Origin of the sequence: Spongiactinospora sp. TRM90649 (assembly GCF_029382225.1) — a bacterium.
Taxonomy (GTDB): Bacteria; Actinomycetota; Actinomycetes; order Streptosporangiales; family Streptosporangiaceae; genus Spongiactinospora.
The window spans coordinates 186097-196738 of the sequence record NZ_JARLTC010000013.1 but is presented as its reverse complement, the minus strand read 5'-3'; the positions used below and the strand labels follow the sequence as shown (position 1 = coordinate 196738).

Annotated in this window: 8 protein-coding genes; 6 read left to right on the top strand and 2 right to left on the bottom strand. The window is 72.1% G+C overall.

Annotated features, from left to right (window positions below):
- Positions 1 to 190: 190 nt before the first annotated feature.
- The 6 genes from P3X83_RS18515 to P3X83_RS18490 are packed head-to-tail and all read left to right on the top strand — an operon-like array spanning position 191 to position 7181.
- Complete coding sequence (locus tag P3X83_RS18515) at positions 191 to 1024, top strand: alpha/beta hydrolase (RefSeq protein ID WP_277306362.1); 834 nt, start codon at positions 191 to 193, stop codon at positions 1022 to 1024.
- A 27-nt stretch (positions 1025 to 1051) separates the two neighbouring features.
- Positions 1052 to 1912 carry a VOC family protein gene (locus tag P3X83_RS18510; protein ID WP_277306361.1) on the top strand — a complete coding sequence of 287 codons (861 nt, stop codon included), beginning with the start codon at positions 1052 to 1054 and terminating at the stop codon, positions 1910 to 1912.
- Positions 1913 to 1941: 29 nt separating this feature from the next.
- Complete coding sequence (locus tag P3X83_RS18505) at positions 1942 to 3711, top strand: FAD-dependent monooxygenase (protein WP_277306360.1); 1770 nt, start codon at positions 1942 to 1944, stop codon at positions 3709 to 3711.
- Positions 3712 to 3716: 5 nt separating this feature from the next.
- Complete coding sequence (locus P3X83_RS18500; protein WP_277306359.1) at positions 3717 to 5267, top strand: FAD-dependent monooxygenase; 1551 nt, start codon at positions 3717 to 3719, stop codon at positions 5265 to 5267.
- Positions 5264 to 5491, top strand: coding sequence for a hypothetical protein (locus P3X83_RS18495; RefSeq protein ID WP_277306358.1), 228 nt, complete (start codon positions 5264 to 5266; stop codon positions 5489 to 5491). Before P3X83_RS18500 ends, P3X83_RS18495 begins: the two co-directional genes overlap by 4 nt.
- Positions 5472 to 7181 (top strand): AMP-binding protein, encoded by a 1710-nt coding sequence (locus P3X83_RS18490; protein WP_277306357.1) that lies wholly within the window; start codon positions 5472 to 5474, stop codon positions 7179 to 7181. Before P3X83_RS18495 ends, P3X83_RS18490 begins: the two co-directional genes overlap by 20 nt.
- Here P3X83_RS18490 and P3X83_RS18485 read toward each other — a convergent pair.
- Together P3X83_RS18485 and P3X83_RS18480 are read right to left on the bottom strand one after the other, a co-directional pair.
- Positions 7123 to 8577 carry a rhamnulokinase family protein gene (locus P3X83_RS18485; RefSeq protein ID WP_277306356.1) on the bottom strand — a complete coding sequence of 485 codons (1455 nt, stop codon included), beginning with the start codon at positions 8575 to 8577 and terminating at the stop codon, positions 7123 to 7125. The two genes, P3X83_RS18490 and P3X83_RS18485, sit on opposite strands and share 59 nt — an antisense overlap.
- Positions 8574 to 10628, bottom strand: coding sequence for a bifunctional aldolase/short-chain dehydrogenase (locus P3X83_RS18480; RefSeq protein WP_277306355.1), 2055 nt, complete (start codon positions 10626 to 10628; stop codon positions 8574 to 8576). The genes P3X83_RS18485 and P3X83_RS18480 overlap by 4 nt, the downstream gene beginning before the upstream one ends.
- Between the last annotated feature and the right edge of the window lie 14 nt (positions 10629 to 10642).

Here is a 10642-nt window from a genome sequence, read left to right as displayed (position 1 = left end):
GTAACGACAGATCGTACGAAGCGCATCGACGTGGTGTCCGTCTACGGTGGTGCGACACCGCACAAGTTAGCAATGCGGGGGGTGGTAGAGGCAAGCCCCGTCGTCGCCCGGCGGGCCGGATCCCGGCCCTTCACCCGATCAACACGCCGTGCCGAGCAATGCCCTACATGACGGGAAGGAACCCATTCCAGTGACCGAGCGCACCGTCGAGACCAATGGCTATTCCACTTTCTTCCTGGAAAGCGGCGACGAGAACCACGAGAGCGTGATTCTGCTGCACGGCGGCGGCCCCGGCGCCAACGCGGTGTCGAACTGGAGCGGCTTCGTTCCCACCCTGAGCGACGACTATCGCGTGCTGGCGCCCGACCTCGTCGGCTACGGCCGTACCGACCATCCCGAGGACGGGCCGGCCAGCCTGACCGGATGGATGCGGATGCGGGTCGAGCAGGTGCTCGCCTTGATGGACGCCTGCGGCATTCAGAAGGCGCACCTGGTGGGCAACTCGATGGGCGGCGCGCTCGCCATGCACCTGGTGATGACGGCGCCGGAGCGCTTCGCCCGGATCTCCCTGATGGGCAGCGCGGGCGGGCACTCGCAGCCGACGCCCGAGGTGATGCGGATGGTGTCCTTCTACAAGGACCCGACGATCAGCGCGCTGGAGAACCTCACCAAGTGGTTCGTCTACGACGAGGACGCGCTGGGCACGTCGATCTCGGAGATCACCGAGACGCGTTTCAAGGAGGTCATGCGGCCCGAGGTGCGGCGTTCCTTCGAGCGCTTCTTCTCCTCCTCGCCCGCCGAGATGGCCGTGCCGCCGTCGGCACTGCGCCGGATGCCGCACCCGTTCCTCATCGTGCACGGCCGCGAGGACCGCTTCGTCACCCCCGACTCCAGCGTCTTCCTCCAGAAGCACCTGCCCGACGCGCGACTGCACATCTTCCCGCACTGCGGTCACTGGGTGCAGATCGAGCGCGCCGCCGCCTACGCGGCACTGCTCCGCGGCTTCCTCACCGACGCGTTCTGACCTCGTACGACTGGGAGACATCAGACCATGGACATCAAGCAGCTCGGCTACCTGGGACTGTCCGCGCGCGAGCCGGACGCCTTCACCACGTACGCCACGGAGATCCTCGGCATGCAGCGGGTCGCGGGGGAGGACGGCGCCACCCACTTCCGCATCGACGACGTGCACCACCGGGTCACCGTCGAGGCCGGTGAGCAGGACGGCGGCGCGTACTACGGCTGGGAGGTCGCCGACGCCGACGCGCTGAGCGCCGCGCTCGACGAGCTGAGCGACCAGGGCGTGGTGGCCCACCAGGCGACGCGGCGCGAGCTGGAGATCCGCCGCGTGGCCGGCATGGCGCACTTCCTCGACCCCGCGGGCAACCGGGTCGAGCTGTTCCACGGGGCCTCGGCGGGCGAGGGCGGGTTCACGTCAGCGCGCGACATCGAGCGGTTCGTCACGGGTGACCTCGGCCTGGGCCATGTCGTGCTCGCCAGCCCGGACGTGGCGGCCCAGCAGCGGTTCTACACCGACGTCCTGGGCTTCAAGGTCAGTGACACGATGCGAGAGCCGTTCCAGGCCACGTTCCTGCACACGAACCCGCGCCATCACAGCATCGCCTTCGTGGACGGCCCGTTCTTCGGCATCCACCAGCCCTTCCTGCACCACTTCATGCTGGAGGTCCCTGACATGGACCAGGTGGGGCGGACCTACGACCTCGTGCTCGACCGCGACGTCCCGGTCGCCATGACGCTCGGCCGGCACACCAACGACCAGATGTTCTCCTTCTACGCGACGTCGCCCGTCGGCGTGCACACCGAGTTCGGCAGCGGCGGCGTCCTCATCGACGACGCGACCTGGCAGGTCACCGAGATCCCCGGGCCCGACCTCTGGGGCCACCGGCACTGACGTCAGTCACCTCTCTAGGAGCCATCGAGATGGACAACCTCACCCCCGTCGTGGAGACGGACGTGCTGATCGTCGGGACCGGCCCGGCGGGCGCAACCGCCGCGGCGCTGCTCTCGACGTACGGCATCGCCAACGTGGTGCTCAACAAGTACGCCGGGGTCTCGAACACCCCCCGCGCGCACATCACCAACCAGCGCGGCGTCGAGGTGCTGCGCGACCTCGGGCTGGAGGGGGAGGTGGTGAAGAACGCGACTCCGCAGCACCTGATGGGCGAGCACGTGTACGCCACCAGCCTCGCCGGCCAGGAGCTGGGCCGGCTGCGCACCTGGTACACCCACCCGCACTTCAAGGCCGAGCACGACCTCGCCAGCCCGTGTTCCGTGTGCGACCTGCCGCAGCACGTGCTGGAGCCCATCCTGGTCAACGCCGCCGCCTCGCGCGGGTCGTCCGTCCGGTTCAACACCGAGCTGCTGACGTTCACGCAGGACGACGACGGCGTGACGGCCCTGGTCAGGGACCGGCTGACCGGCCAGGAGTACGGCATCCGCAGCAAGTACCTGATCGGCGCGGACGGCGGCAACTCGACCGTCGCCGAGCAGGCGGGCCTGCCGCTGGTCGGCAAGATGGGGCTCGGCGGCTCGATCAACGTGGTGTTCGAGGCGGACCTCACCCGCTTCGTCGAGCACCGCCCTGGCGACATGTACTGGTTCGTTCAGCCGGGCGTCGGCCACGACGGCAACGGCATCGGCGTGCTGCGCATGGTCCGCCCGTGGACCAAGTGGGTCGGCGTGTGGGGCTACGACGTCAACGCCGGGCAGCCCTCGCTCACCGAGGAGGACGGCGTCCGCATCGCGCACCAGTTGATCGGCGACGACCAGGTGCCGGTGAAGGTCGAGTCGATCTCCACCTGGGCGGTCAACGACGTCTACGCGACCGACAACATCGCGGGCCGGGTCATCTGCGTCGGCGACGCCGTGCACCGGCACTCGCCCATGAACGGCCTCGGCTCCAACACCTCCATGCAGGACAGCTACAACCTGTGCTGGAAGCTCGCGATGGTGCTGCGCGGCGAGGCCGCGCCGGCGCTGCTCGACAGCTACCGGGACGAGCGGCTGCCGGTCGCCAAGCAGATCGTCCAGCGCGCCAAGCGCAGCGACGGGCTGATGCCGCCGATCTTCATGGCGCTGCGCCTGCCGCCCGCGTCGGGCGCGCGGGAACTCCGCGACGCCCTCGACGGCCTGCTCCAGCCGACGGCCGATGGACGCGAGCGACGGCAGGCGTTCGACGCCGCGCTGCAGGCCACGATCATGTGCTTCAACACGCACGGCGTCGAGACCAACCAGCACTACGCGTCCGGCGCGATCGTCCCCGACGGCACGCCCGAACAGCCCGCCCCCCGCGATGAGGAGATCTACTACCACGCCTCGACCCGCCCGGGACGTCACCTGCCGCACGTGTGGCTGACCAAGGACCAGCGGCGCGTCTCCACCTTCGACCTGTGCGGCAAGGGCCGGTTCACCCTGCTCACCGGCGTCGACGGCGCGGCCTGGCGGGACGCGGCCGAGCGCGTCGCCAAGCGCCTGGGCGTGCCCGTCCAGGTCCGGTCGATCGGCCGCGGCTGCGACTACGAGGACGTCTACGGCGACTACCAGGCACTTTCCGAGGTCGCGGAGGACGGGGTTCTCCTGGTCCGCCCCGACCACATGGTGGCCTGGCGGTCCGCCTCCGTGGCGGATGATCCGGAGGCGGCGCTGACCGCCGTGCTCGGCCGGATCCTCGGCCGCGCGGCCCAGGAGTAGCGGCCGTGCGCATCGCGGTGGCCGGCGGCGGGCCCGGCGGGTTGTTCTTCGCCGCGCTGATCCGGCAGGCGGACCCGTCGTCGGAGGTGACCGTCTTCGAGCGCAACCGCGCCGACGACACCTTCGGCTTCGGGGTGGTCTTCTCCGACCGGACCCTCGCGGCGATCCACGAGGCGGACCCCGTGCTGCGCGGCGCGCTGACCGAGCACGGCAGGCACTGGGACCACATCGAGCTCCGGCTGAAGGGCGAGAGGATCAGGTGCGGCGGCAACGGCATGGCCGCGATCGTCCGGCGCACCCTGCTCCTGCTCCTGCAGGAGCGGGCCCGCTCGCTTGGGGCGGACCTCCGGTTCTCCACCGAGGTGACGCTCGACGACCTGGCGGGCTACGACCTCGTGGTGGCCGCGGACGGGGCCTCCTCGAAGATCCGCGAAGCGCTCGGCCCCGGTCTCGGCTCGGAGGTGGAGACCGCCGCGGCCAAGTTCATCTGGTTCGGCACCGACCATCTCTTCGACGGGCTCACCTTCGTCCACGAACGAGGCCCCGACGGCGTCTTCGCGGTGCACGGGTATCCGATCTCCGACACCATGTCGACCTTCATCGTGGAGACCGACGAGGCGTCCTGGCGGCGCGCCGGTCTCGACGCGTTCGACGAGGGTCAACCGGCCGGGGTCAGCGACACGCGCTCCAAGGCGTACCTGGAGGAGCTGTTCGCCGAGCAGATCGAGGGCGGGCGGCTGCTCACCAACAACTCCCGATGGGGCAGCTTCCGCACGCGCCGCACCCGCCACTGGCACACGCCGGCCCCGAGGCCCGTCGCGCTGCTCGGTGACGCCGTGCACACCGCGCACTTCTCGGTGGGCTCGGGCACCAAGATGGCCATGGAGGACGCCGTCGCGCTCGCGCGGGCGCTGGCCGCGCACCCGGGCGATCTCGGGGCCGCCCTCGCGGGCTACGAGCGGGCGGCCCAGCCGCCGGTCCGGCACATCCAGGACTCGGCGCGGCCCAGCCTCGCCTGGTGGGAGAGTTTCGGCCGCTACTACGACGCCCTCGAACCGTGGCAGTTCGCCTACCACTTCCTGTCGCGCAGCATCTCGGACGCGCGGCTGGCCAGGCGTGCGCCGGACTTCGTCGAGTGGGCCCACCGCCGTTGGCGGGGCCTGCACGGGGCCGCCCCCCTGGAGACGCGCTTCGAATCGGAGGGCTGGTCGGCGCCCGGACGGCTGCTCGACGTCGTGCCCGGCCCGGACGGCGCCCCCGCCGCCGTCCGGGGAACGACCGATCTGCCGCTGTCCGCGGTTCCGCTGCCCGGCGCGTGGGGCGCGCTGCTGGAGGCGCCGGACACCGAGGCCGACCTGCCTCACCCGCCCATCGCCACGGGCGCGGCGCTGGTCGCCGTGCACGGCGGCACGGCCCTGACCCGCACCCGGCTGTGCGAGGAGGCACGAATGCGCACGGGACGTCCCGCGCTGCTGATCGAACCGGAGCTCGACCGGGACCGGGCGCTGACCACGGTGCTGTCCGGCCGCGCGGACCTGGTCGGGGTGCTCGCATGAGCGACCTCGGCCCGCTGTTCGCGCCACGGGGCATCGCGGTCGTCGGGGCTCACGCCGCGTTCGACGCCATCGGGGCGGCGGTGGCCGTGAAGCTGCTGGACGCCGACGTCCTGCACAAGACGGAGATCGAGGTCAATCCGCTACGGCTCACGCCGCGAGGTCTGGTCGCGCTTGACGCCGTCATCCTCACCAGGAAGGCCGACGATGCCCACCCCGATCAGTGAGCACACCGTGCCCTGGCCCGACGCCGACGTCGCCCGGTTCACCGAGCGGGGTTACTGGGCCGGGGCGGCGATCGGCACCCTGCTGCGGGAGGTCGCCGACCGCGATCCCACCGCCCCGGCGCTGATCGACGGGACGGGGTTCCGCCTCACGCACGGCGAGCTGGCCGGCCGCGCCGACGCCGCCGCCATGCGCCTGCGTGACCTGGGCATCGCCCCGGGCGACCGGATCGTGATGCAGCTCGGCAACACGTGGGAGTTCGTCGTCCTGCTCCTGGCGTGCCTGCGCACGGGCGTCGTGCCGGTGATGGCGCTGCCCGCCCATCGCCGGTCCGAGCTCACCTATCTGGCCGTGCACGCCGAGGCGGTGGCGATCGCCGTCCCCGACCGGAGCAGGGACTTCGACCACCAGCGGCTCGCCCACGAGCTCGCGGCCGATGTACGCGCCGCCACCGGGGCCGGATGGCGGGTGCTGGTCGCCGGGGACGACGTCGAACCCGGGAGCATCGACCTGCGGGCCCTGTGCGGCCCTCCCACCGATCAGGCCGGGTTCGACGCGCCGCCGCCGTCTTCCCGGGACGTGGCCGTCTTCCTGCTGTCCGGCGGTACGACGGGCCTGCCCAAGCTGATCGCCCGCACGCACGACGACTACGCCTACAACGCCAGAGCCAGTGCCGAGGTCGCCGGGATCACATCCGAGTCGGTTTACCTGGTCAGCCTGCCCGCCGGGCACAACTTCCCGCTCGCCTGCCCGGGGATCCTGGGCGTGCTGCTCGCCGGTGGGCGGGTGGTCATGCTGCCCTCACCCGAGCCGGTACGGGCCTTCGCCACGATCGCGGCCGAAGGCGTCACGCACACGGCGGTGGTGCCCGCGGTCGCCGGCCGCTGGCTGGACCACGCCGTCCAGCACGGCGCCGACCAGGTCGCGAGCCTGCGGGTGCTCCAGGTCGGCGGCGCCCGCCTCGCGGACGAGCTGGCCCGCAAGGTGCGGCCGGTGCTCGGGGCGACGCCGCAGCAGGTGTTCGGCATGGCGGAGGGCCTGCTGAACTTCACCCGCCTGGACGACCCTCTGGAGACGGTCTGCACCACCCAGGGCCGTCCCATCTGCCCGTCCGACGAGATCAGGATCGTGGACGAGCAGGACCAGGACGTACCGGACGGACAGCCCGGATTCCTGCTCACCCGCGGCCCGTACACCCCTCGCGGGTACTACCGGGCGGCGGAGCACAACGCCCGCTCCTTCACCGGCGACGGCTGGTTCCGCACGGGCGACATCTGCCTGCGCACGCCCGAGGGCAACCTGGTGGTGGCCGGCCGCGACAAGGACATGATCAACAGGGGCGGCGAGAAGATCTCCGCCGAGGAGGTCGAGAACCTCGTCTACCGGCTTCCCTCCGTGAACCAGGTCGCCGCCGTGGCCATGCCGGATCCCGTGCTCGGGGAACGCGTGTGCCTGTACGTCGTGCCCCGGGCCGGGGCCACCGTGACGCTGGAGGAGATCCGCGCGCGGATGGAGAGCGCGGAGGTCGCCCGCTTCAAGCTCCCCGAACGGCTCGTCGTCGTCGACGAACTCGCCTGGACCAAGGTCGGGAAGATCGACAAGAAGGCCCTCAGGGCCGACATCGCCGACCGCCTCAAGGCGGAGCCGTCCGGAGACGTCCCGGGCCGGCCGGGTCGTGGCGTGCCGGGGTGAACGCGCGGGCGACGAGTGAGCGGAGTGCCTCAAGGCCGCCTTCGGCGACGCCCGCGGCGCGGGCCTGGACGAGGACGTTGCCGATCGCCGTGGCCTCCACGGGGCCCGCGAGCACCGGGAGGCCCGAGCGGTGGGCCGTGCGTCGGCAGAGCAGCGTGTTGAGCGCACCGCCGCCCACGAGGTGGATGGTCTCGACGGCGACGCCAGAGAGGGCCGAGGCCGTGCGCACGGCTCCCGCGAACGCCTCGGCCAGGCTCTCGACGATCGAGCGGGCGAACTCCGCGCGGCTCCGGGGCGCGGCGACGCCGTGCTCGGCGCACCACTCGGCGATGCGTCCCGGCACGTCGCCCGGGGCGAGAAAGCGTGGGTCGTTCACATCGAACACGGGCATCGCGGTCGTGACCGCCTCCGCCTGCGCGAGAAGCCGGGGCAGCTCGATCGTCGAGCCGTCGCGCTCCCACCAGCGCACCGACTCCGACAGCAGCCAGAGCCCCATGACGTTGCGCAGGAACCGCACCCGGCCGTCCACACCGCCCTCGTTCGTGAAGTTCGCCTCGCGCGCGGCGTCCGTGGTCACCGGCCGTTCGAGTTCGACGCCGACCAGGCCCCAGGTGCCGCAGGAGATGTAGGCCGCGGACTCGGGGCGCATCGGCACGGCGGCGACCGCCGAGGCGGTGTCGTGCGAGCCGACGGCCACGACCCGCGTCCCGGCGGGCGCGCCGAGTTCGGCGGCGACTCCCGGCCGCAGGCCGCCGAGCGGGTCCCCCGGCGAGACGAGGCGGGGCAGCAGCGACGCCCTGAGCCCGAGCCGGTCGGCGAGCTCGCGGTCCCACTCGCCCGTCTCGATGTTCAGCAGGCCGGTCGTCGAGGCGTTGGTGCGTTCGGCGGCCTTCGCGCCGGTGAGCCGGAAGCCGATCAGGTCGGGGATGAGCAGGAGCGAGTCGGCGAGCCCGAGGTGTCCGTCCGCCCGCTCGGCCGCGAGCTGGTACACGGTGTTGAACGGCAGGAACTGCAGGCCGTTGCGGCGGTACAGCTCCTCGAACGGCACCCGCGCGTGCACCGCCCCGGCCGCGGCCCCGTTGCGTTCGTCGCGGTAGTGGAACGGCTCTCCGAGGACGCGGTCGCCGCGCAGCAGCGCGTAGTCGACGGCCCAGGAGTCCACGCCGACCGACGCGACGCGGGGCTCGCGGCGGAAGGCGTCCGCGAGCCCGCGCGTGAGGTCGCGGTACAGCACCGTGAGGTCCCAGTGCAGGCCGGACGCCAGGCGCACGGGCTCGTTCGGGAACCGCGCGACGTGGTCGAGCCCGAGCGTGCCTGCCGCCTGGTCGACGTGCCCGACGACGACCCGGCCGCTCGTGGCCCCGAGGTCGACGGCGGCGAACGCCCCGGCGGTCATCGCAGGAACGCGGCGGCGACCCCCGCGTCGACGGGGACGTGCAGGCCGGTGGTGTGGCGCAGCTCGGGGCCGGTGAGCACGTACACCGCGTTCGCGACGTGCTCGGGCAGCACCTCGCGCTTCAGGATCGTCCGCCCCGCGTAGAACGCGCCGAGGTCCTCCTCGGCGATGCCGTAGGTCTTCGCCCGGTCGGCGCCCCAGCCCGAGGCGAAGATTCCCGAGCCGCGCACGACGCCGTCGGGGTTGACCCCGTTGACCCTGACACCGTGCTCGCCGAGTTCGGCCGCGAGCAGGCGCACCTGGTGTGCCTGGTCGGCCTTCGCCGCCGAGTAGGCGATGTTGTTCGGCCCGGCGAACACCGAGTTCTTCGACGAGATGTAGACGATGTCGCCGCCGAGGCCCTGCTCGACGAGCACCCGCGCCGCGGCCTTCGACACGAGGAACGAGCCCTTGGCCATGACGTCGTGCTGGAGGTCCCAGTCGGCCTCGGTGGTCGAAAGGAGCGGCTTGGAGAGCGAGAGACCGGCGTTGTTCACCACGAGGTCCAGGCCACCGAAGGCGAGCACCGCCTCGTCGATCGCGGCCCGCACCTGCGCGGCGTCGGTAACGTTCGCCCGTACGCCGATCGCGACATCGGCGCCGCCGAGTCCGGCCGCCACCGCCCGCGCCTTCTCAAGGTCGAGGTCGGCGACGACCACGCAGGCGCCCTCGGCCGCGAGCCGGGTGGCGACGGCCTTTCCGATGCCGGAGGCCGCGCCGGTGACGAGCGCGACGCGCGTCGCGTGCGTCCCGGGCTTCGGCATGCGTCGCAGTTTGGCCTCCTCAAGCGCCCAGTACTCGATGCGGAACTTCTCCTCGTCGGAGATGGGGGCATAGGTCGAGACCGCCTCGGCGCCGCGCATCACGTTGATCGCGTTCACGTAGAACTCGCCGGCCACGCGCGCGGTCCGCTTGTCCTTGCCGAACGAGAACATGCCGACGCCGGGCACGAGCACGATCGCCGGGTCGGCGCCGCGGATCGCCGGGGAGTCCTCGGTCGCGTAGGCGTCGTAGTACGCCCGATAGTCGGCGCGGTACCGCTCGTGCAGCTCCTTCAGGCGCGCGATGCCCTCCTCGACGGTCGCCGACGCCGGCAGGTCGAGCACCAGCGGCTTCACCTTCGTGCGCAGGAAGTGGTCGGGGCAGCTCGTGCCGAGCGCCGCGAGCGGGCGCAGCTTCTCGCGGGAGAGGAAGTCGAGCACCGCCTCGACGTCGGTGAAGTGGCCGACCTGCGGCTTGTCGTGCGACGCGAGCCCGCGGATCGCCGGCGCGAGCGCGGCGGCCCGCGCGCGCCGCTCTGCCTCGGGCAACGGCTCGTAGCCCGGCACGACCGCGCCGAACGGCTCAGGGTCGCCGTGCTCGGCGAGGTACGCCGCGGCGGTGTCGATGATCCAGAGCGAGTTCCGCTCGCTCTCCTCGGCGGTGTCGCCCCACGCGGTGATGCCGTGGCCGCCGAGGACGCAGCCGACCGCGCGCGGGCTGTTCGCCTTGATCTCGGCGATGTCGAGGCCGAGCCGGAAGCCCGGGCGGCGCCACGGCACCCACACGACCCGGTCCCCGAAGATCCTCTTCGTGAGGTCCTCGCCGTCGGCGGCGGTGGCGATGGCGATGCCCGAATCCGGGTGCAGGTGGTCGACGTGCGCGGCGTCGACGAGGCCGTGCATGGCCGTGTCGATGGACGGCGCGGCGCCGCGCCCGCCGTCCGGCCCGCCCAGCCCGAACAGGCAGTGGTCGAACGCGGCGACCATCTCGTCGTCGCGTTCGACGCCCGGGTACACCCGCACGAGGTCGCGGAGCCGGTCGAGGCGCAGCACCGCGAGCCCGGCCTCGGTGAGCGTGCCCAGGTCACCGCCCGAGCCCTTCACCCAGAGCAGTTCGACGGGCTCGCCGGTCACCGGGTCGGTCCCGGCGCCCTTCGCCGACGTGTTGCCGCCGGCGTAGTTCGTGTTCTTCGGGTCGGAGCCGAGGCGGTTCGACCGCGCGATGAGGTCGGCGACTGCCTGGTTCGTCATGAGCGGGATCCTTT